This is a genomic window from Pseudomonas orientalis (assembly GCF_022807995.1).
Lineage (GTDB): Bacteria > Pseudomonadota > Gammaproteobacteria > Pseudomonadales > Pseudomonadaceae > Aquipseudomonas > Aquipseudomonas orientalis_B.
Window position 1 is genome coordinate 38,176 of record NZ_CP094351.1, and the last position, 21,084, is coordinate 59,259.

The 21,084-nt window shown below is 60.8% G+C and carries 22 protein-coding genes; 14 read left to right on the forward strand and 8 right to left on the reverse strand.

Translation table 11 applies throughout. The annotated features are described in order from the left end of the window. Positions 1-102: 102 nt before the first annotated feature. Positions 103-912 carry a tryptophan synthase subunit alpha gene (trpA, locus tag MRY17_RS00170; protein WP_181285624.1) on the reverse strand — a complete coding sequence of 270 codons (810 nt, stop codon included), beginning with the start codon at positions 910-912 and terminating at the stop codon, positions 103-105. After that, entirely contained in the window at positions 912-2,138 is a 1,227-nt protein-coding gene (gene trpB / locus MRY17_RS00175; protein WP_181285625.1) for a tryptophan synthase subunit beta, read from the reverse strand. The genes trpA and trpB overlap by 1 nt, the downstream gene beginning before the upstream one ends. Positions 2,139-2,248: 110 nt before the next feature. On the opposite strand from trpB, the gene MRY17_RS00180 reads away from it, so the two are divergent. After that, positions 2,249-3,145 carry a LysR family transcriptional regulator gene (locus tag MRY17_RS00180; RefSeq protein ID WP_181285626.1) on the forward strand — a complete coding sequence of 299 codons (897 nt, stop codon included), beginning with the start codon at positions 2,249-2,251 and terminating at the stop codon, positions 3,143-3,145. Here MRY17_RS00180 and MRY17_RS00185 read toward each other — a convergent pair. Beyond that, positions 3,142-3,468 (reverse strand): DUF883 family protein, encoded by a 327-nt coding sequence (locus MRY17_RS00185; RefSeq protein WP_003170746.1) that lies wholly within the window; start codon positions 3,466-3,468, stop codon positions 3,142-3,144. The genes MRY17_RS00180 and MRY17_RS00185 overlap by 4 nt on opposite strands. A 157-nt stretch (positions 3,469-3,625) precedes the next feature. Between MRY17_RS00185 and MRY17_RS00190 the strand changes: the two genes are divergently transcribed. Together MRY17_RS00190 and MRY17_RS00195 are read left to right on the forward strand one after the other, a co-directional pair. Next, a complete protein-coding gene (locus MRY17_RS00190; protein ID WP_057725727.1) occupies positions 3,626-3,841 on the forward strand; it encodes a dodecin in 216 nt (71 codons plus the stop codon). Between the two features lie 116 nt (positions 3,842-3,957). Continuing rightward, entirely contained in the window at positions 3,958-4,182 is a 225-nt protein-coding gene (locus tag MRY17_RS00195) for a DUF1161 domain-containing protein (RefSeq protein WP_181285627.1), read from the forward strand. A 145-nt stretch (positions 4,183-4,327) separates the two neighbouring features. On the opposite strand, the gene MRY17_RS00200 is transcribed toward MRY17_RS00195, so the two are convergent. Continuing rightward, positions 4,328-5,329, reverse strand: coding sequence for an LLM class flavin-dependent oxidoreductase (locus tag MRY17_RS00200; protein WP_181285628.1), 1,002 nt, complete (start codon positions 5,327-5,329; stop codon positions 4,328-4,330). Positions 5,330-5,543: 214 nt separating this feature from the next. Here MRY17_RS00200 and MRY17_RS00205 point away from each other — a divergent pair, with 214 nt between their 5' ends. Further along, on the forward strand, positions 5,544-5,975 hold the full coding sequence (locus MRY17_RS00205) for an OsmC family protein (protein ID WP_065886746.1): 432 nt from the start codon (positions 5,544-5,546) through the stop codon (positions 5,973-5,975). A 204-nt stretch (positions 5,976-6,179) separates the two neighbouring features. Beyond that, on the forward strand, positions 6,180-6,419 hold the full coding sequence (locus MRY17_RS00210) for a DUF1161 domain-containing protein (RefSeq protein WP_057725723.1): 240 nt from the start codon (positions 6,180-6,182) through the stop codon (positions 6,417-6,419). Here MRY17_RS00210 and MRY17_RS00215 read toward each other — a convergent pair whose 3' ends face one another. Then, positions 6,420-6,842 (reverse strand): hypothetical protein, encoded by a 423-nt coding sequence (locus tag MRY17_RS00215; protein WP_057725722.1) that lies wholly within the window; start codon positions 6,840-6,842, stop codon positions 6,420-6,422. It lies immediately after the preceding gene. Between the two features lie 101 nt (positions 6,843-6,943). On the opposite strand from MRY17_RS00215, the gene MRY17_RS00220 reads away from it, so the two are divergent. Further along, positions 6,944-7,987, forward strand: coding sequence for an aminopeptidase (locus MRY17_RS00220; RefSeq protein ID WP_243353089.1), 1,044 nt, complete (start codon positions 6,944-6,946; stop codon positions 7,985-7,987). Between the two features lie 101 nt (positions 7,988-8,088). Here the strand turns inward: MRY17_RS00220 and MRY17_RS00225 are convergent, their stop codons facing one another. Together MRY17_RS00225 and MRY17_RS00230 are read right to left on the reverse strand one after the other, a co-directional pair. Next, positions 8,089-8,748: an HAD family hydrolase gene (locus MRY17_RS00225; RefSeq protein ID WP_191956292.1), complete on the reverse strand. Its 660-nt coding sequence runs from the start codon at positions 8,746-8,748 to the stop codon at positions 8,089-8,091. After that, positions 8,745-9,287: a gamma carbonic anhydrase family protein gene (locus tag MRY17_RS00230; RefSeq protein WP_191956293.1), complete on the reverse strand. Its 543-nt coding sequence runs from the start codon at positions 9,285-9,287 to the stop codon at positions 8,745-8,747. The genes MRY17_RS00225 and MRY17_RS00230 overlap by 4 nt, the downstream gene beginning before the upstream one ends. Before the next feature lie 101 nt (positions 9,288-9,388). On the opposite strand from MRY17_RS00230, the gene prlC reads away from it, so the two are divergent. From prlC to MRY17_RS00270, 8 genes are all read left to right on the forward strand, one after another. Next, positions 9,389-11,440, forward strand: a complete 2,052-nt coding sequence (gene prlC / locus MRY17_RS00235; RefSeq protein WP_181285632.1) for an oligopeptidase A — start codon at positions 9,389-9,391, stop codon at positions 11,438-11,440. Beyond that, entirely contained in the window at positions 11,437-11,712 is a 276-nt protein-coding gene (locus MRY17_RS00240; protein WP_065886753.1) for a YheV family putative zinc ribbon protein, read from the forward strand. The genes prlC and MRY17_RS00240 overlap by 4 nt, the downstream gene beginning before the upstream one ends. 764 nt (positions 11,713-12,476) lie before the next feature. Beyond that, complete coding sequence (locus tag MRY17_RS00245; RefSeq protein WP_191956294.1) at positions 12,477-13,229, forward strand: gluconate 2-dehydrogenase subunit 3 family protein; 753 nt, start codon at positions 12,477-12,479, stop codon at positions 13,227-13,229. A 2-nt stretch (positions 13,230-13,231) separates the two neighbouring features. Beyond that, entirely contained in the window at positions 13,232-15,016 is a 1,785-nt protein-coding gene (locus MRY17_RS00250) for a GMC family oxidoreductase (RefSeq protein ID WP_065895305.1), read from the forward strand. 12 nt (positions 15,017-15,028) lie between these two features. Further along, a complete protein-coding gene (locus MRY17_RS00255) occupies positions 15,029-16,327 on the forward strand; it encodes a cytochrome c (RefSeq protein ID WP_243353090.1) in 1,299 nt (432 codons plus the stop codon). A gap of 70 nt (positions 16,328-16,397) precedes the next feature. Next, on the forward strand, positions 16,398-17,456 hold the full coding sequence (locus MRY17_RS00260; RefSeq protein ID WP_181285410.1) for a PA0069 family radical SAM protein: 1,059 nt from the start codon (positions 16,398-16,400) through the stop codon (positions 17,454-17,456). Between the two features lie 227 nt (positions 17,457-17,683). Next, complete coding sequence (locus tag MRY17_RS00265; RefSeq protein WP_065895266.1) at positions 17,684-18,415, forward strand: carbonic anhydrase; 732 nt, start codon at positions 17,684-17,686, stop codon at positions 18,413-18,415. 85 nt (positions 18,416-18,500) lie between these two features. Beyond that, positions 18,501-20,048 (forward strand): SulP family inorganic anion transporter, encoded by a 1,548-nt coding sequence (locus tag MRY17_RS00270; protein ID WP_181285411.1) that lies wholly within the window; start codon positions 18,501-18,503, stop codon positions 20,046-20,048. A gap of 137 nt (positions 20,049-20,185) precedes the next feature. On the opposite strand, the gene MRY17_RS00275 is transcribed toward MRY17_RS00270, so the two are convergent. After that, positions 20,186-20,833 carry a hypothetical protein gene (locus MRY17_RS00275; RefSeq protein WP_181285412.1) on the reverse strand — a complete coding sequence of 216 codons (648 nt, stop codon included), beginning with the start codon at positions 20,831-20,833 and terminating at the stop codon, positions 20,186-20,188. Positions 20,834-21,084 lie beyond the last annotated feature (251 nt).

Below are 21,084 nucleotides of genomic sequence, written 5' to 3' on the forward strand. Positions count from 1 at the left end.
TGCGGGGGCTTGCAGAGGCAGTTAGACGACAAGAGGCATGAAGTGCTTGTGGGGTGACGGTATGTCACCCCACAAGCCTAGCGCAAGAATCCGCAGGCGCGCTTACCGGCGAGCGTTGCGCACGCCTTCGGACAGCGCCGCGCAATGGCTCAGTACGCCATCGATCGCTTGCTGGTCGCTGCTGGCGCTGGCGATGTGATCGATCAGCGCGGAGCCCACCACCACACCGTCCGCCAGGCGCGCAATGGCCGCCGCTTGTTGCGGCGTGCGAATGCCGAAGCCGATGCTGATCGGCAGGTCGGTATGGCGACGCAGGCGCTTCACCGCTTCTTCGACGTGCTCCAGGGTTGCCGCGCCGGCACCGGTCACGCCCGCTACTGACACGTAGTACACAAAGCCGGAGCTGCCGTTGAGCACCGTCGGCAAGCGTACATCGTCAGTGGTCGGCGTGGTCAGGCGGATGAAGTCGATACCCGCCGCCTGGGCCGGATCGCACAGTTCACCGTTGTGTTCAGGCGGCATGTCCACCACGATCAGCCCGTCTACGCCCGCTTCCTTGGCGTCGGTGATGAATTGCGGCACACCGTACTTGTGAATCGGGTTGAAGTAGCCCATCAACACCAGCGGCGTGTCGTTGTTGTCTTTGCGGAACTCGCGAACCATCTGCAGGGTTTTCGCCAGGTTCTGCCTGGCTTCCAGCGCACGGATGTTGGCCAATTGGATGGCCGGGCCGTCGGCCATCGGGTCGGTGAAGGGCATGCCCAGCTCGATCACGTCGGCTCCGGCAGCGGGCAGGCCTTTGAGGATCGCCAGCGAGGCGTCATAACCCGGGTCGCCGGCAGTGACGAAGGTCACCAGGGCGGCGCGGTTCTGCTCCTTGAGTTGCGCGAAGCGCGTTTGCAGGCGGCTCATCAATGTTTCTCCTGCTGGGACTGTTCCATATGGTGCATGACGGTCTGCATGTCTTTGTCGCCTCGACCGGACAGGTTGATCACCATCAGATGATCCTTGGGCAGGGTCGGCGCGCGTTTGAATACTTCGGCCAGGGCGTGGGCGCTTTCCAGCGCAGGAATAATCCCTTCCAGGCGGCAGCATTTGTGGAAAGCGTCGAGGGCTTCGTCGTCCGTCACCGAGGTGTACTGGACGCGGCCGATGTCGTGCAACCAGGCGTGTTCAGGGCCGATGCCGGGGTAGTCCAGGCCTGCGGAAATCGAGTGCGCGTCGATGATCTGGCCGTCATCGTCCTGCAGCAGGAAGGTGCGGTTGCCGTGCAGTACACCGGGCACCCCGCCATTCAGGCTGGCGGCGTGCTTGCCGGTTTCGATGCCGTGGCCGGCTGCTTCAACGCCGATGATCTCAACGCTGGTGTCATCCAGGAACGGGTGGAACAGGCCCATGGCATTGGAACCGCCGCCGATGCATGCCACCAGGCTGTCCGGCAGGCGGCCTTCCTGGGCTTGCATCTGGTCGCGGGTTTCCTTGCCGATCACGGCCTGGAAGTCACGCACCATGGCCGGGTAAGGGTGCGGGCCGGCCACGGTGCCGATCAGGTAGAACGTGTCGTCGACGTTGGTCACCCAGTCACGCAGGGCTTCGTTCATTGCGTCTTTCAGGGTGCCGGTGCCGGCGACCACCGGGATCACTTCAGCGCCCAGCAGCTTCATGCGAAACACGTTGGCCTGTTGGCGTTCGATGTCGGTGGTGCCCATGTAGATCACACATTGCAGGCCAAAGCGCGCAGCGACGGTGGCAGTGGCCACACCGTGCATGCCGGCGCCGGTCTCGGCGATGATGCGTTTCTTGCCCATGCGCCGTGCCAGCAGGATCTGGCCGATGCAGTTGTTGATCTTGTGCGCGCCGGTATGGTTCAGCTCTTCGCGCTTGAGGTAGATCTTGGCGCCGCCGCAGAACTCGGTCAGGCGTTCAGCGAAGTACAGCGGGCTTGGACGCCCGACGTAATCGCGCTGGAAGTAGGCCAATTCTTCATTGAACGCCGGATCGATCTTGGCCGCTTCGTATTCACGGGCCAGTTCGAGGATCAACGGCATCAGGGTTTCAGCGACGTAACGGCCGCCGAACGCGCCAAACAGGCCGTTGACGTCGGGGCCGTTGCGCAGGTCGGTCTGGGACTGAGTCATGGGACGCTCCAGGAAAGAAAGGGGGCGGAAAACAATGAGGACCACTCTACCCCTGCCGCTGCGGACTGAAAACCGATAAGATCGCCGTAACCTGTCAGGAAAACTCACAGATGAGCCGAGACCTTCCGCCGCTCAATGCGCTGCGCGCATTTGAAGCCACCGCCCGCCTCGGCAGTGTCAGCCAGGCTGCAGAGCAATTGCATGTCACCCATGGCGCGGTCAGTCGCCAGTTGAAAGTACTTGAAGAACACTTGGGTGTCAGCCTGTTCGTCAAGGACGGGCGCGGCCTTAAACTCACAGATGCCGGGGCAAGGTTGCGCGATGCCAGCGCCGAGGCGTTCGAGCGCCTGCGCGATGTGTGTGCCGAACTCACCCAGCGCAGCGCCGACGCGCCGTTTGTATTGGGGTGTTCGGGCAGCTTGCTGGCACGCTGGTTGATACCGCGTCTGGGACGCTTGAATGCCGATTTGCCGGACTTGCGTCTGCATCTGTCGGCGGGTGACGGTGATCTCGATCCCCGCCGCCCCGGCCTCGATGCCTTGCTGGTATTCGCCGAGCCACCGTGGCCGGCCGATATGCAGGTATACGAGCTGGCCGCCGAGCGCATCGGCGCAGTCATGAGTCCGCGCTTCGCCGGCTATGAGCGCCTTCGCCAGGCCCCCGCCCAGGCCTTGCGTGGCGAACCTCTGTTGCACACTACATCGCGGCCGCAAGCCTGGCCCAGTTGGGCACAGCAACACGGGATCGAACCCGGCGTGCTGAAACTCGGCCAGGGTTTTGAGCATTTGTATTATTTGTTGGAAGCGGCGGTGGCAGGACTGGGCGTGGCGATTGCGCCACAACCGCTGGTGGCGGAGGACCTGCGAGCGGGTCGCCTGGTGGCGCCGTGGGGTTTCAGTGAAACCCCGGCGCACCTGGCGTTGTGGCTACCCAAGCGCGCCGCAGACGGGCGCGCCGGGCAATTGGCGCAGTGGCTCAAGGCTGAGCTAGCGCGCCAACCTGTTTAGTCGCCGCGTTTGCACAGCAGGTAAGCGGCCAGCAGACCCAAAGCGCCTACCGCAACGCCGGCTGTAGTCCATGGGTGCTCTTGTGCGTAGTCGCGAGTGGCAACGCCGGTTTCGCGGATTTTGACTTTGCTTTCTTCGTAGGCGTCGCTGATCAGGTGGCGGGAGTGCTTGAGGGCATTCTCGGCATTGCTTTTCAGGGCCTTCAGGGTTTTGCGCGACTCATCGGATGCGTCGTCCTTGAGGCTCTCGAGGGATTTGAGCAGGCTCGAAATCTCGGCTTCCATGCTTTCCAGCGACGCTTTGCGTAAAGAAGTGTTGGCCATGTGGACATCTCCTGAAGTGATTGAGTGGCGTGTGTAGATACCGACTGCGCCTGTCTCGGAAAGTGCATTAAATCTGAACTTTCGCAGCCAAGCGGTCGCCTCAAGCAGTACGAATATTCACTGCTAGTCTTGATTGACGACCTACAGGAGAAACACCATGAGCGAACATCACACCTACAAGAAAGTCGAACTGGTGGGCTCATCCACCACCACCATCGAGGACGCGATCCAGAACGCCCTGGCCGAAGCCAGCAAGAGCCTCAAGCATCTGGAGTGGTTTGAAGTGACTGAAACCCGTGGGCATATCGAGAATGGCAAGGTTGCTCACTATCAGGTCACCCTGAAGGTGGGATTCCGAATTGCCAGTAGTTGATCGGGCGCGCGGAACTTTGATCGCTGGCCGATTGCCATAACCTGCGCTACACCCAATGCATGCCGACGCCCTGAGCGTCGGCATGCTCTTTTCGACCAGCGCAAGGAAAGTATCGGATGAAGAAGTTCTTGTTGGCGGTAGGTTTGTTGAGCATTGCAGGTACGGCCCTGGCGGCGGGCAAGCCTTGTGAAGAACTGAAAAGCGAAATTGCAGCGAAAATCGACGCCAAGGGCGCGTCGGGGTATTCGCTTGAAGTGGTGGATAAAGGTGCTGCGGCCGGCGGCGATGTAGTCGGCAGCTGTGAAGGCGGCACCAAGGAAATCGTCTACAAGCGCGGTTGATCCCGTGCTGCAGACATAAACGACGCACCTGTGGCGAGGGAGCTTGCTCCCGCTGGAGTGCGTAGCGCTCCCGTTTTTGGGGCCGCTTCGCAGCCCAGCGTGAGCAAGCTCACTCGCCACAGGTGCGTCGTTTGTCGTCTGGGGTTCAGCTCTTCATCACCTGCGCCAGCAGCTCGTAGGAATGAATCCGGTCGGCGTGCTCATACAGGTCGCAGGTAAAGATCAGTTCGTCGGCGCCGGTCTGTTCGATCAACACCTCCAGTTTGGCGCGAATCTTCGCCGGGCTGCCCACCATCGCCAGGCCGAGGAAACTGCCCACCGCTTCTTTCTCGTGGGGCAGCCACAGGCCTTCCATGGTTTTTACCGGTGGGCGCTGCACCAGGCTTTGCCCGCGCATCAGCGCGAGGATGCGCTGGTACACCGAGGTGGCCAGGTAGTCGGCCTGTTCGTCGGTGTCCGCGGCGACCAGCGGAATGCCGAGCATCACGTAGGGCTTGTCCAGCACCGCCGAAGGCTTGAAGTGGTTGCGGTACACCCGAATCGCTTCATGCATCAGCCGCGGTGCGAAATGTGAGGCGAAGGCGTAGGGCAAGCCACGTTCACCAGCCAATTGCGCGCTGAACAGGCTTGAGCCCAGTAACCATACCGGCACGTTGGTGCCAGTGCCGGGCACCGCGATCACCCGCTGGTCGGGCGTGCGTGGGCCGAGATAGGCCATCAGTTCGGCCACATCTTGCGGGAAGTCGTCCGCACTACCGGAGCGCTCACGGCGCAAGGCGCGGGCGGTCATCTGGTCGGAGCCGGGCGCGCGGCCCAGGCCCAGGTCGATACGGCCAGGATACAAACTTTCCAGGGTGCCGAACTGTTCGGCAATCACCAGCGGCGCGTGGTTGGGCAGCATCACTCCGCCGGAGCCGACGCGGATAGTCGAGGTGCCACCGGCCAGATAGCCGAGCAACACCGACGTGGCCGAGCTGGCGATACCGTCCATATTGTGGTGCTCAGCTACCCAGAAACGGTTATAGCCGAGTTTTTCCACGTGCTGGGCAAGGTCCAGGGAGTTGCGCAACGATTGCGCCGCACTGCCGTTGGCGCGTACGGGCACCAGGTCGAGGGTCGAGAACTTCACGTCGGACAGCGATTTCATAGCCTGCTTCTCCAATAGGGGCGCAGGCTTCTTAGACGAACCAAAACCTGCCGCTTCATGTGCATGGTCTATGCAATGAGGGCATATACCCGAGATTCAATAGCAGTCATGAAATTTCCTACTTGTTTGGTAGGTCTTTCCGACAAGATGAACTTTGCCACGGCGTCTATCCTCAGAACCTTACTGACGCAAACCACCGTTCGAGGAGAAAGCTATGAGTATCGTTAAAAAGGCATCCGCGCATTGGGAAGGCGATCTGAAGACCGGCCTGGGTTCCATTTCCACCGAGACCGGCGTGCTGCGCGAAGCGCCCTACGGCTTCAAGGCTCGTTTCGAAGGCGGCAAGGGTACCAACCCTGAAGAGCTGATTGGTGCGGCCCACGCCGGCTGTTTCTCCATGGCATTTTCCATGATTCTCGGCGATGCAGGTCTTAAGGCTGACAGCATCGACACCGAAGCTCAGGTGACGCTCGACCAGGTCGAGGGCGGTTTTGCGATTACCGCTGTGCATCTGGTGCTTAAAGCCAAGATCCCAGGCGCCAGCCAGGCACAGTTCGACGAACTGAGCAAAAAGGCCAAGGAAGGATGCCCGGTGTCCAAAGTGCTGAATGCAACCATCACCCTGGATGCCACGCTTTTGAACTAACCCCTGGACAGTGTGGGAGGGGGCTTGCTCCCGATAGCGATGTATCAGCCAACCAATCTGTAGCTGAACCACCGCTATCGGGAGCAAGCCCCCTCCTACATTTTGTTCTGCGTTAAATCAGAACTCGTGTTTCATAGATGTGGTCCTATAGCCTATGCAGCCTAGACGCACACCCGTGCGCAATGCATTCAGGGAGCTACACACATGAAACGTTTTGCTTTGGCGGTTATCTGCGGCGTATTGGCCACTTCGGCCGTGGCCGCGCCAAAAGACTGCGAAGAGCTGCGCAAGGAAATCGAAGTCAACATCCAGGCCAAGGCGATCCCGTCCTATACCCTGGAAATCATCACCGCCGAAGAAGCCAAGAATCATGACAGCGCCATGATTGTCGGCTCGTGCGAAAACGGCACCAAGCGCATCATCTATCAGAAAAACAACGACTGATCAGATGCAGTTCACGCTGCGCTCTTCGGCGAGCAACTGGCGCGCCGAGTCGTACAGGCGGATGTTGGGCGTGAAGGCCAAGGAGCGCCCTTCCAGTACATAGCGTTGGCCGGCCTGGAAGTGGTCGTACTGCAAGGTCATGAAGCAAGTTCGATACATCATCTGGCTGAGCCCCCCCAACCCACCACCGGCGGGCACTTCGAAGTCGAAGCGCACCATCAATTCGTGGGCCCCGGGCGGCATTTGGAAATAGCGCCCGTCTTCAAGGTTTTTCCCGTCCAGGCGCTGAGCCATGACCAATTTGGCGCCCGGAGTTGGCGTGGTGAAATCGACCCAGGCCTGCTGCGGATCGACGGGCGGGATTGGGGTCGATGCGCAAGCGCTGAGCAACAGGGCGGCGACGGGATACAGAAGCTGGCGCATGGCAGGTACTCAACGCGAGAAGATATTTTGAGTATAAACACGCCATCGCGTGGAAAATTCAAATTCAATTCAAGCACCCACTGCCCAGGAGCAGTCGCGGCATGATCAGGCGTTTTCTTCCAGGGTTGATGGTTATGTTGCTCGGCGGCTGCTCCAGCGTCAGTTACTACGGCCAGTTAGCCAGTGGCCAGTGGCACTTGCTGCGGGCGCGGGAACCGGTGGCCGAGGTCGTTGCCGATCCGGCCCGTCCTCCATCGTTGCGTGAGCACCTGCTTCAATCGCAGAAGGCTCGTACCTTCGCCAGCCAACAGCTGCACCTGCCGGACAATCAAAGCTACCGGCTCTACGCCGATATTGGCCGCCCCTATGTGGTGTGGAATGTGTTCGCCACGCAGGAGTTTTCTCTTTCTGCGCAAAACCACTGCTTCCCCATCGCCGGTTGCGTGGCCTATCGCGGCTATTACCGCCAGGGCGCGGCGCGTGGCGAGGCGGCGTTGCTGCGCCAGCAAGGCATGGACGTGGCGATTGGCGGCGTCGAAGCCTATTCCACGCTGGGCTGGTTCAATGACCCGATCATCAGTTCGATGATGAGCTGGGGTGATGAGCGTCTGGCCACATTGATCTTCCACGAGCTGGCGCATCAGCGCTTTTACGTGAAGGACGACACCGAATTCAACGAGTCATTCGCCACCTTCGTCGAGCAGGAGGGTACGCGGCAATGGCGCGCCGCCCGTGGCCTGGCGCCGCTGAGCGATGCGACGTTGCAGCAGCGCGACCAGTTTACCCGGTTGATTCTCGATACCCGCAAACGCCTGGAAACCCTTTACGCCCAGCCCTTGGCCGCCGATGTGATGCGCCAGGCCAAGGCCGCGCAGTTCGAACGCCTGCGCCGTGAGTACCGCCACCTGCGCGACACCCAGTGGGGCGGCGACAAGCGTTATGACGCCTGGATCAACCAGCCGATGAACAACGCGCGGCTGCTGCCGTTCGGGCTGTATGACCAGTGGGTGCCGGCGTTTGCGGCGTTGTTTGCGCAGGAAGGGCGGGATTGGGTGAGGTTCTATGGGGCGGTGGAAATGTTAGGCGGGTTGCCGGTGGAGCAGCGCAAGGCGGCGTTGAGGCAGTTGGAGAGTGTTGCCCATTAGGGCCTCATCGGGGGCAAGCCCCCTCCCACAATTGGCCTGTGTACACCGCTCAAAATGTGGGAGGGGCGGTGCGACGATTCGACTTGCCCCCGATGGCGGCCTCACGTCCGCCGCAAAAACGCCTGATGCATTTCTACCAAGGTCTCAAAATGCCAGGTCGGCGCTTCGGCATTCAGTTCCTCAAAGCTGCCAAATCCATAGCCTACCGCCACCGAGTCCAGCTCATTGCTGCGCGCGCCGATCAGGTCATGCTTGCGATCACCGATCATCAAGGTGGTGGCCGGGTCCAACCCTTCTTCACGCACCAGATGGGCGATCAACTCGACCTTGTTGGTGCGTGTGCCATCCAGCTCGCTGCCGTAAATCACCTTGAAGTGCTTGGCAAAGTCGAAATGCCGCGCGATCTCACGGGCGAATTCCCACGGCTTGGATGTTGCCACGTAGAGCTGGCGGCCCTGGCTGTTCAGTTCTTCCAGCAGTGGCATCACGCCGTCGAACACCTGGTTTTCATAAAGCCCGGTGACCTTGAAGCGTTCGCGATAAAAATTCACCGCTTCCCACGCCTTTGCCTCGTCGAAGCCATAGAACTGCATGAACGCCTGCAACAACGGCGGGCCGATGAAGTGTTCGAGGCGGGTCAGGTCCGGCTCGTCGATGCCCAGCTTGCCGAGGGCATACTGGATCGAACGCGTGATGCCTTCGCGCGGGTCGGTGAGGGTGCCGTCGAGGTCGAACAGTACCGTCCGGTGGTGCAGGATCATTGATCGAATCCTTCAGCGATGTGCAGGTCTTTTAGCTTTACGTAGTTCGCCGCGCTGTAGGTGAAGAAGGCACGCTCCTTGTCGGTCAGTGGGCGGACCTGTTTAACCGGACTGCCGACGTACAAAAAACCGCTGTCGAGTTTCTTGCCCGGCGGCACCAGGCTGCCGGCCCCGATGATCACGTCATCTTCCACCACGGCCCCGTCCATGACGATGCTGCCCATGCCGATCAGGATGCGGCTGCCTACGGTGCAGCCATGCAGCATGACTTTATGAGCGATGGTGACGTCGTCGCCAATCAACAGCGGGAAACCGTCCGGGTTGAACGGGCCGGCGTGGGTGATGTGCAGCACACAGCCGTCCTGCACGCTGGTGCGCGCACCGATACGGATGCGGTGCATGTCGCCGCGAATCACCGTCAATGGCCATACCGAGCTGTCGGCGCCGATTTCGACATCGCCGATCACCACCGCCGAAACATCGACAAACGCCCCGGCGCACAGGGTTGGCGTGTGATTCTGATAGGTGCGAAGGGTCACGATAGCCTCTCTCTGTTGTACTGATAGCTGCGGTGGGTGTTGATTGTAATTAAGATGGCCCCATCTTTGTCTTATCTGTTTCTTCAGCCAAGGTGCCAACCGTGAGCGCGAACAACCCTCTTCTGCAGCCCTACGACCTGCCGCCGTTCTCGGCGATCCGTGCCGAGCATGTCCAGCCGGCCATCGAACAGATCCTGGCCGACAACCGTGCAGCGATCGCAGACATCCTGCAAAGCCAGGGCAAAAATCCGACATGGGCGGGCCTGGTTCTGGCCATGGACGAGCTCAACGATCGCTTGGGCGCGGCCTGGAGCCCGGTCAGCCACCTCAACGCCGTGTGTAACAGCGCCGAGCTGCGCGAAGCCTATGAGGCTTGCCTGCCGGCCTTGAGCGCCTACTCCACCGAAATGGGGCAGAACCGTGAACTGTTCCAGGCCTTCGAAGCCCTGGCCAACAGCCCGGAGGCCGCCGGTTTCGATGTGGCGCAAAAAACCATCCTGGAACACTCACTGCGCGACTTCCGCCTGTCGGGTATCGATTTGCCGCCCGAGCAGCAGAAGCGCTACGCCGACGTGCAAAGCAAGCTTTCGGAGCTGGGCAGCACATTCTCCAACCAGTTGCTCGATGCCACCCAGGCCTGGACCAAGCACGTCACCGACCAGGCCACCCTCGCCGGCCTAACCGATTCGGCCAAGGCGCAAATGGCCGCTGCCGCCCAGGCCAAAGGCCTCGATGGCTGGCTGATCACACTCGAATTTCCGAGCTATTACGCGGTAATGACCTACGCCCAGGACCGTGCCCTGCGTGAAGAAGTCTACGCGGCCTACTGCACCCGCGCGTCGGACCAGGGCCCGAATGCCGGTCAGAACGATAACGGCCCGGTGATGGAACAGATCCTCGACTTGCGTCAGGAGCTGGCTCAATTGCTGGGCTACGCGTCGTTTGCCGAACTGAGCCTGGCCACCAAGATGGCCGAGTCCAGCGACCAGGTGCTGAGTTTTCTGCGCGACCTGGCCCGGCGCAGCAAGCCGTTCGCCACCCAGGATCTGCAGCAGCTCAAGGCCTACGCCGCCGAACAAGGTTGCGCCGACCTGCAAAGCTGGGACAGCGGTTTCTACGGCGAAAAACTCCGTGAGCAACGCTATAGCGTCTCCCAGGAAGCCTTGCGCGCCTACTTCCCGATCGACAAGGTGCTGGGCGGTCTGTTCGCCATTGTGCAGCGCCTGTACGGCATCGAAATCGCCGAACAGAAAGGTTTCGACGCCTGGCACCCGGACGTGCGCCTGTTCGAGATCAAGGAAAACGGCCAGCACGTCGGCCGTTTCTTCTTTGACCTGTATGCCCGCGCCAACAAGCGCGGTGGTGCCTGGATGGACGGCGCCCGCGACCGCCGCCGCACCGTCGATGGGGTCCTGCAAAGCCCGGTGGCCAACTTGGTATGCAATTTCACCCCGGCCGACAGCGGCAAGCCGGCCCTGCTGACCCACGATGAAGTCACCACCCTGTTCCACGAGTTCGGCCATGGCCTGCACCACCTGCTGACCCGCGTTGAACATGCCGGCGTGTCCGGTATCAACGGCGTGGCCTGGGATGCGGTGGAGTTGCCGAGCCAGTTCATGGAGAACTGGTGCTGGGAGCCTGAAGGCCTGGCGCTGATTTCCGGTCACTATGAAACCGGTGAACCGTTGCCCCAGGACCTGCTGGAAAAAATGCTCGCGGCGAAAAATTTCCAGTCCGGCCTGATGATGGTGCGCCAGCTGGAGTTCTCGCTATTCGACTTCGAACTGCATGCCACCCGCGGCGACGGTCGCACTGTGGCGCAGGTGCTCGAAGGCGTGCGCGATGAAGTCTCAGTGATGCGCCCACCGGCCTACAACCGCTTCCCCAATAGCTTCGCGCACATTTTCGCTGGTGGTTATGCGGCGGGTTACTACAGCTACAAGTGGGCCGAAGTGCTCTCGGCGGATGCCTTCTCCAAATTCGAAGAAGACGGCGTGCTCAATGCCCAGACCGGTCGCGCCTTCCGTGAAGCGATCCTCGCACGGGGCGGTTCCCAGGAGCCGATGGTGTTGTTCGTCGACTTCCGCGGACGGGCGCCGTCGATTGACGCACTCTTGCGCCACAGCGGCCTGAGTGAGGACGCGGCAGCATGAGTGAAGGGCCTGTGATCACCAAAAAGCAATTTATCGCCGGGGCGGTCTGCCCGGCGTGCAGCGAGCCGGACAAGCTGAAGATGTGGACCGAAGACAACGTGCCGCACCGTGAATGCGTGGCCTGCGGCTATACCGATACGCTCAATGACCAGGGGCTGTCAGTGCCCAGGGAGTTGGGTACGCGGGTCAATACCTCGGCGTTGAAAGCGCCGGCGGACCCGAAGGTGCAAGCGGTGCAGTTCTTCCCCAATCCAAAGTTGAAAAAAGACTAGCAGCCTTACGTCGATCCAAAATGTTGGAGGGGGCTTGCCCCCGTGACGGCCGGACAGCCGACGCGGTTCTACCTGACGCTCCGATGTCCAAATGTGGGAGGGGCTTGCCCCCGTGACGGCTGGACAGCCGACGCGGTTCTACCTGACGCTCCGATGTCCAAATGTGGGAGGGGGCTTGCCCCCGATGGCGGCCTCAGGACCGACCAGGATGTTGGATCAGATCGAGTACATATCCGTTTCTGCGGTCACGGCTGCTATGGGTTCCGCTTTTACAGCGGCTCACTTTTGAAAAGCGCAAAAGTAAGCAAAACGCTCTTGCCCCACCACTCGGCACCTCGCCTGGGCTCGGTGTGCCCTCTCTCCGGCTTGAATCCGTGGGCCGCCGCAATGGGCCATCCATGGCCCAGTGCGGCTAACCCGGCGTCCTGCCGGGTTGCCCACGGATTCAAGCCTGCGTTCGGCCAGCGTGGTTTAACGGGGCGCCTGAGATCAAAAGCAAGAGCGGCTCGCTTCGCATCGTGGTTACGGTTGAGCGCTACAGAGTTGTGTATATCTACGCCTACACATGATTGACCCACCGCCATCGGAAGCAAGCCCCCTCCCATTTTTTTGCCCGCCTGTATGCGACTTAGGTCGCTGAATTCCTCCTCCACATGCTTAGCCTGCTATCATTTGTAACCATTAGTTGCCGCTCCCAGCAAAAAAAGCCAAGCCGCTCCCCAGAAGCGGCGGCCAAACCCGTGACCACATGATGAGGTGCACCCATGTCTGATCAAGATCAAGACAACCCCCGGCGTGATTTTCTGCGCAAATCCTTGACCTTGATCCCGGTGGTCACGGTTGCCAGTACCGGCCTTGGCGGTTCGATGCTGATGGCTACGCCCGAGCCTGTCCAGGCCGCGCCAGTCCAGCCGGCTCCCAGTGACAAGGCGTATGAACCGACTTATTTCACCGCCGAGGAATGGGCGTTTATCAACGCCGCCGTCGAGCGTTTGATTCCCGCTGATGCCCAGGGCCCAGGCGCCCTGGAAGCCGGCGCGCCGGAATACATCGACCGTCAGATGAACACCCCGTACGCCAGTGGCGCGCTGTGGTTCATGCAAGGCCCCTTCAATGCCGATGCCGCGCCCGAGATGGGCTGGCAGAGCAAGTTGGTGCCCAAGGAGATCTATCGCCTGGGTATCGCCGCGACGGATGCCTGGTCGAAGGCGTTCAACGGTAAAGCTTTTGCTGCGCAAGACAGCGCTACCCGGGACGATATGTTGCGCCGTCTGGAGGCGGGTGGCAGCGAAGTGAGCGCTCATTTCGACGCGGTGCCGCCGAAGATGTTCTTCAACCTGCTGTTGCAGAACACCAAGGAGGGCTTTTTCTGCGACCCCATCCACGGCGGCAACAAAGGCATGGTCGGCTGGACCATGATCGGGTTCCCCGGCGCCCGCGCCGATTTCATGGACTGGGTGGAGCGCAACGAGCCATACCCCTTTCCGGCTGTTTCCATTCGCGGCGAGAGGGCATGACCGTGGCGACCATCATGAAGAAAGTGGACGCGGTGATCGTGGGCTTTGGCTGGACCGGCGCGATCATGGCCAAGGAACTGACCGAAGCCGGCCTCAACGTGGTAGCGCTGGAGCGCGGCCCGATGCAGGACACCTACCCGGACGGCAACTATCCCCAGGTCATCGACGAACTGACCTACAGCGTGCGTAAAAAACTCTTCCAGGACATTTCCAAAGAGACGGTCACCATTCGCCATAGCGTGAATGACGTCGCCCTGCCCAACCGTCAGCTCGGCGCCTTCCTCCCGGGTAACGGTGTCGGCGGCGCAGGCCTGCATTGGTCGGGCGTGCATTTTCGTGTCGATCCCATCGAATTGCGCATGCGCAGCCACTACGAAGAACGCTATGGGAAGCACTTCATTCCCAAGGACATGACCATTCAGGACTTCGGGGTCAGCTACGAAGAATTGGAGCCGTTTTTCGACTACGCGGAAAAAGTCTTTGGCACTTCCGGCCAGGCCTGGACCGTCAAGGGTCAATTGGTGGGTGAAGGTCGCGGCGGCAACCCCTATGCACCGGATCGCTCCAACCCCTTCCCGCTGGAGGCCCAGAAAAACACGGTCTCCGCGCAGTTGTTTCAGAAAGCGGCTGCTGATGTGGGTTACAAACCCTACAATCTGCCGTCGGCCAATACCTCGGGGCCTTACACCAACCCTTACGGCGCGCAGATGGGACCGTGCAACTTCTGCGGCTTTTGCAGTGGCTACGTGTGCTACATGTACTCCAAGGCGTCGCCGAACGTGAACATCCTGCCGGCGTTGCGTCAGGTGCCGAATTTCGAGCTGCGGCCCAATTCCCATGTGCTCAAGGTCAACCTCGACAGCACCGGGAAGAAAGCCACCGGTGTGAGCTATGTCGACGGCCAGGGGCGGGAATGCGAGCAACCGGCGGACCTGGTGATCCTCGGTGCATTCCAGTTCCACAACGTACGCCTGATGCTGCTGTCGGGCATCGGCAAGCCTTACGACCCGATTACCAACGAAGGCGTGGTCGGCAGGAACTTTGCCTACCAGAACATGGGCACCATCAAGGCGTTCTTCGACAAGGACACCCACACCAACAACTTTATCGGCGCGGGCGGCAATGGCGTGGCCATCGACGACTTCAACGCCGACAACTTCGACCACGGCCCCCACGGCTTCGTGGGCGGCTCGCCGATGTGGGTCAATCAGGCGGGCAGCCGGCCGATTGCCGGCACTTCCAACCCGCCGGGCACGCCGGCCTGGGGCAGTGCGTGGAAGCGTGCCACCGCCGATTACTACACCCACCAGGTATCGATGGATTCCCACGGTGCGCATCAGTCCTACCGCAGCAATTACCTGGATCTGGACCCGGTTTACCGCGATGCCTACGGCCTGCCGCTGTTGCGAATGACCTTCGACTGGCAGGAAAACGACATCAAGATGAACCGCTTCATGATGGAAAAAATGGGCAAGGTCGCCCAGGCCATGAATCCCAAGGCGATCGCCGTGTTGGGCAAAAAGGTCGGTGAGCATTTCAATACCGCGTCGTACCAGACCACTCACCTCAACGGTGGCGCGATCATGGGCACCGACCCGAAAACCAGCGCGTTGAACCGCTACCTGCAGAGCTGGGATGTACACAACGTATTTGTCCCGGGAGCGTCCGCGTTCCCACAAGGTTTGGGCTACAACCCTACCGGTCTGGTAGCAGCTTTGACCTATTGGTCGGCTCGGGCAATCCGCGAGCAGTACCTGAAAAACCCCGGCCCGCTGGTTCAGGCATAAGGAGCGATGACCATGAAAGCACTCGTTATCGCCTCTCTGGCGCTGCTGAGCAGTTGCTCGGTCAGCGCGGCTGAAACCGACCTGATCAAGCAGGGTGAATACCTGGCCCGTGCCGGTGACTGTGTGGCTTGCCACACCGCCAAGGGCGGCAAGCCATTCGCCGGCGGCCTGCCGATGGAAACCCCCATTGGTGTGATTTATTCCACCAACATCACACCGGACAAAACCGGCCTGGGCGACTACAGCTTCGAAGACTTCGACAAGGCCGTGCGCCATGGCGTCGCCAAGAGCGGTAGTACGCTGTACCCGGCGATGCCCTACCCGTCTTACGCACGCGTCAGCGACAGCGATATGCAGGCGCTATATGCCTACTTCATGAAAGGCGTCGAGCCGGTCGCCCAGGAGAACAAGGACAGTGATATTCCCTGGCCGTTAAGCATGCGCTGGCCCCTGGCGGCATGGCGCTGGATGTTCGCGCCAGCGGTCGAGGAATATCAGGTACAAGCGGCCGCCGACCCCGTGGTCAGCCGTGGCGCCTACCTGGTCGAAGGCCTGGGCCATTGCGGTGCGTGCCATACACCGCGCGCCTTGACCATGCAGGAAAAAGCCCTGAGCGCCGCCGACGGCAGCGCATTCCTGTCCGGCAGCGCGCCGCTGGAAGGCTGGATTGCGAAAAGCCTGCGCGGCGACCACAAGGACGGCCTCGGCAGTTGGAGCGAAGAGCAACTGGTGCAATTTCTCAAGACCGGTCGCAGTGATCGCAGCGCGGTGTTCGGCGGCATGAGCGATGTGGTGGTCCACAGCATGCAACACATGTCGCAGGACGACCTGACCGCGATTGCCCGTTACCTCAAGAGCCTGCCGGCGGTGGACCCCAAGGACCAGCCGCACCAGTACGACAAACAAGTGGCCCAGGCGCTGTGGAAAGGGGATGACAGCAAGCCGGGCGCCTCGGTGTACATCGACAACTGCGCGGCCTGCCACCGTACCGATGGGCATGGCTATACGCGGGTGTTCCCGGCGCTGGCGGGCAACCCGGTGCTGCAGACGGCGGATGCCACGTCGTTGATCAACATTGTGTTGAACGGCGGTACCTTGCCCGCCACCCACGCCGCGCCGTCGACCTTCACCATGCCGGCATTCGCCTGGCGCTTGTCGGACCAGGAAGTGGCCGACGTGGTCAGTTTCATCCGTGGCAGCTGGGGCAATCAGGGCGCACCCGTGAGCGCAGGCGACGTGGCCGATCTACGCAAGAACGATATGCGCACCACCTCGGGTGACGACCTGGGACAGGTCACGCAAAAGCACTGACCGCCGGACGGCACTGGTCAGAAACCTCGCGTCTCGATACTGTATATAAAAACAGTATCGAGGCGTTTTCATGACCACTGCACTGCCACCCCGTGGCCGGGGCACGGCCACCAACCTGCATAATCGTTTCGCGCCTACCGTCAGCGTGGCCGAGGACGACGGCTGGTTCCAGGAAGTGCCGCCCACCCAGGGCACCGAAGTGCGCATCGAAACGGCCAAGACCATCATCACCCGCAATAACTCGCCGGACTTGCCGTTTGATCGTTCCATCAACCCCTATCGCGGCTGTGAGCACGGCTGTATCTACTGCTATGCACGGCCCAGCCATGCCTACTGGGACATGTCGCCGGGGCTGGATTTCGAAACCCGACTGATCGCCAAGAGCAATGCCGCCGACGTGCTTGAACAGCAGCTCTCGAAGCCGGGGTACGTATGCGCGCCGATCAACCTGGGCTCCAACACTGACCCGTACCAGCCTATCGAGCGTGAATACAGGATCACCCGCCAAACCCTCGAAGTGCTGCTGCGCTATCGGCACCCGGTGACCATCATCACCAAGGGCTCATTGATCCTGCGCGACTTGGACCTGCTTGCCGAACTGGCCCGGCAACGGCTTGTGGCGGTAATGATCAGCCTCACCAGCCTCGACGATGAGCTCAAGCGCATCCTTGAGCCACGCACGGCAGCACCCAAGGCGCGATTGCGGGCGATACGGGTGATGCGGGAGGCAGGTATTCCGGTGGGTGTGCTGTGCTCGCCGATGATTCCGATGATCAATGACATGGAGTTGGAAAGCCTGCTTACCGAGGCCCATGCCGCAGGTGCGCAAAGTGCCGCGTACATGATGCTGCGCCTGCCGCTCGAGGTGGCGCCGCTGTTCGAGGAGTGGCTGGCGGCGCATTACCCGCAGCGCGCGGCGCATGTGATGAGCCTGGTGCGTCAGGTGCGTGGTGGCCAGGTGTATGACAGCCGTTTCGGTGTGCGCATGCGCGGTGAGGGCCCGTTTGCCGATCTGCTGGCCCAGCGTTTCAGCAAGGCGATCAAACGTCTTGGGCTCAACCGGCGCGAAGGCTTCAATCTTGATTGCACGGCATTTTGCCCACCGGGCAGGCAAATGGCATTGTTGTAGACTGAAGCAGACAAATGCGAAACCGCTGTAGGAATGGTCGCGTTTTGATATCAATGAAACCCCCGATCTAGAGCGGTTCATTCAGTTTGAGTTAAGTTTCGATGGGTACCTTGTTCAACGAGTGACTGATGAGTCGGTGCCTTGGTCGGTGAAGTTCCCAACTATTTCACCGCCCAGGCGTCGAACTGACCTGAACACTTTCCCTGCATTGATCAAGAGGTTGAATCATGAGTGATAAGGATAAACAGCCGTTGGCTGCGTCGGCTTCAGCCCCTCAAGTGGCGGAAACCGCCGATGCAGCGCTGCAGCATATCGTTGACGGTTTTTTGCATTTTCATCACGACGTCTTCCCCCAGCAGGAAGAACTCTTCAAGAAACTCGCCACGGCCCAGAGCCCGCGTGCGATGTTCATTACCTGCGCCGATTCGCGCATCGTGCCCGAGCTGATTACGCAAAGCTCGCCCGGCGACCTGTTCGTGACCCGCAACGTGGGTAACGTGGTCCCTCCCTACGGCCAGATGAACGGCGGTGTTTCCACGGCCATCGAATACGCGGTACTCGCCCTGGGCGTACAGCACATCATCGTGTGCGGGCACTCCGATTGCGGCGCCATGCGTGCGGTACTCAATCCCGACAGCCTCGAGAAGATGCCGACGGTCAAGGCCTGGTTGCGTCATGCCGAGGTAGCCAAAACGATGGTTCACGACAACTGCGACTGCGCCAATGAAGGCGAGAGCATGAAGGTGTTGACTGAAGAAAACGTCATCGCCCAGTTGCAGCACTTGCGCACCCACCCTTCCGTGGCTTCGCGCATGGCCAATGGCCAATTGTTTATTCACGGCTGGATCTACAACATCGAGACCAGCGAGATCCGGGCCTACGACGCGGATCAGTCGGCGTTCCGACCGTTGGGCGGCGAAGGCCCGATTCCATCCGCGACGCCTAAAGCGCGCTTCTAACACACTTCCCTGCCGGGTAATGCGGTGGCTGCCATGGACGCAGCCAGGCTTTACCGCGCCCGGCGAATGCCTCGGGAGAGTCATCATGCGTGCTGCTCAATTGAAAGCTGTTCTGCCTCGGGAGCTGCTCGCCTCCGTGGTGGTATTCCTGGTCGCCCTGCCCTTGTGCATGGGGATTGCAATCGCGTCCGGCATGCCGCCGGCCAAGGGGTTGATCACCGGCATCATCGGTGGTCTGGTGGTGGGCTGGTTGGCCGGTTCTCCACTGCAAGTCAGCGGTCCGGCAGCGGGCCTGGCGGTGTTGGTGTTCGAGCTGGTGCGCCAGCACGGCATGCTGATGCTGGGGCCTATCCTGCTGCTGGCGGGTTTTCTGCAGTTGGTGGCCGGGCGCCTGCGCCTGGGCTGCTGGTTCCGCGTGACGGCGCCGGCGGTGGTGTACGGCATGCTCGCGGGGATCGGCGTGCTGATCGTGTTGTCGCAGATCCATGTGATGCTCGACGGTGCGCCCAAACCGTCGGGGCTGGATAACCTGGCAGGCTTCCCGGCCGCATTGATCGAAGCGATTCCCACCCTCGGCGGCGGGCTCGGCTGGCAGGCGGGCTTGCTCGGTGTGTCGACGATGCTGGTGATGTACCTGTGGGATAAATTTCGGCCGCAGAAGCTGCGCTTCGTGCCAGGCGCTCTGCTGGGCGTAGGCCTGGCGACAGTGACCAGCCTGGTGCTGGCATTGCAGGTCAAGCGTGTGGAAGTGCCGGAAAACCTGTCCGATGCCATCGATTGGCTGCGTCCCAGCGACCTGCTCAATCTGGCTGACCCGCAGCTGCTGATCGCCGCATTCGCCGTCGCGTTTATCGCCAGCGCCGAGACGCTGCTGTCCGCCGCAGCAGTCGACCGCATGCACAGTGGGCAGCGCTCGGATTTCGATAAGGAATTGTCCGCCCAGGGTGTGGGCAACATGCTGTGCGGATTGGTCGGCGCCTTGCCGATGACCGGCGTGATTGTGCGCAGTTCGGCCAACGTCCAGGCGGGCGCCACTACGCGTTTGTCGGCGATGTTCCATGGGCTGTGGCTGCTGGGCTTCGTGCTGTTGCTGTCGAGCGTGCTGCAGAGCATCCCGGTGGCGAGCCTGGCGGGCGTGCTGGTGTATACCGGGATCAAGCTGGTGGACGTGAAGGCGTTCAAGGCCTTGGGACGTTATGGTCGGATGCCGATGTTCACCTATGCGGCCACGGCGTTGGCGATCATCTTCACCGATCTGCTGACGGGCGTACTGGTGGGCTTCGGACTGACGCTGGTCAAACTGGCCTTCAAGGCATCACGGCTGAAAGTCAGCCTGATCGATTTGCCCCAGGACGGTGAGATGGAGTTGCGCCTGACCGGTGCGGCGACGTTCCTCAAAGTACCGGCGTTGACGCAGGTGCTGTCGACCGTGCCGTCGGGCACCACCGTGCATGTACCGCTCAATAACCTGAGTTATATCGACCACTCCTGCCTGGAATTGCTGGAGGAATGGGGGCGGGCCAATGCGGCCAAGGGCTCGAAGCTGGTGATCGAAGCGCGTGGTTTGAAGCGTCGGTTGGAAGGTCGGGTAAGGACAACGGTGGGGATTGGCTCTGCGCCGTCTACTACCTGATACCTGACGAAACCGGATAAAAATTGTGGGAGGGGGCTTGCCCCCGATAGCGGTGGACCAGTCAAAATGTCTTTGGCTGACACACTGCTATCGGGGGCAAGCCCCCTCCCACATTGGAGTTTTATCGGATTCGAGATTCAGGCAGGCTGATCCAGCGCCAGCTCAACGCCCAACTGGCGCGACAGGCACGGCCAGCGCTTCCACGCGGCCTCTGTGTCGGGGCTTTTGAGCGTTTCGCGATACGCCTCGACCGACTCCAGCGCAAAGCTCTCCTCGTTCAGCATCTCATCCACCGCCAGGTGCACCGCTTCATCCAGCTGATTGGCGAAGGTTTCACCAATCAGTTGATGGGCAATCAGGTTGGCGACGGTGGTGTCCGCCGGAATCAGCGGCTGGCCGAAATGCTTGATATACAGATCGTTAACCTCCTCCACCAGACGATGGGCCAGGTAGGCTTCGTCCAGCAGGCCGTCCAGACCTTCGTGGCCAGCCAGGATCGCTGGCGGCTGCAGGAAGAAATGCTCGGCAATCTTCAGCACGGGCTTGATCTGGCTTTCGATCCCGGCTTCGCGAGCCACGTCATTGGCTGCGTCCAGCAATTCGGGGACGAGGTCGATATACGCGGTGACAAATCGGGTCATGACAATGTTGCGATCTCCGTCAGCCAGGGAAATAGCCGAATGCAAGTGCGGCAACTGTCTTTCCAGTTGCCGGGCAAGCTGGCCCGTCGTGGCTTCGTGTTGATGGGCACGGGAAATCTGCTCGCGCAATGCGGCGGTGTTCATGAAGACTCCAGTCATGCAGGCGTAGGAAAAGAGAGAGGATAAGGTAGCTCGTTTATACGAGCGCCTAAGATGCATTTGTCATAATTATTTCATGGTTATACGTAGGCGTTATATCGATTTGCCATCGCTCGTCGGATAAACGATTCCGCCGCCTATTTTATTAGGCCTCAAGCGTGCGTTTCCACTCATTTGTCCCTACACATTGCGGGGTCGCTACGGCTGTCTATACTCGCTTTGTACGCAATTAGCTG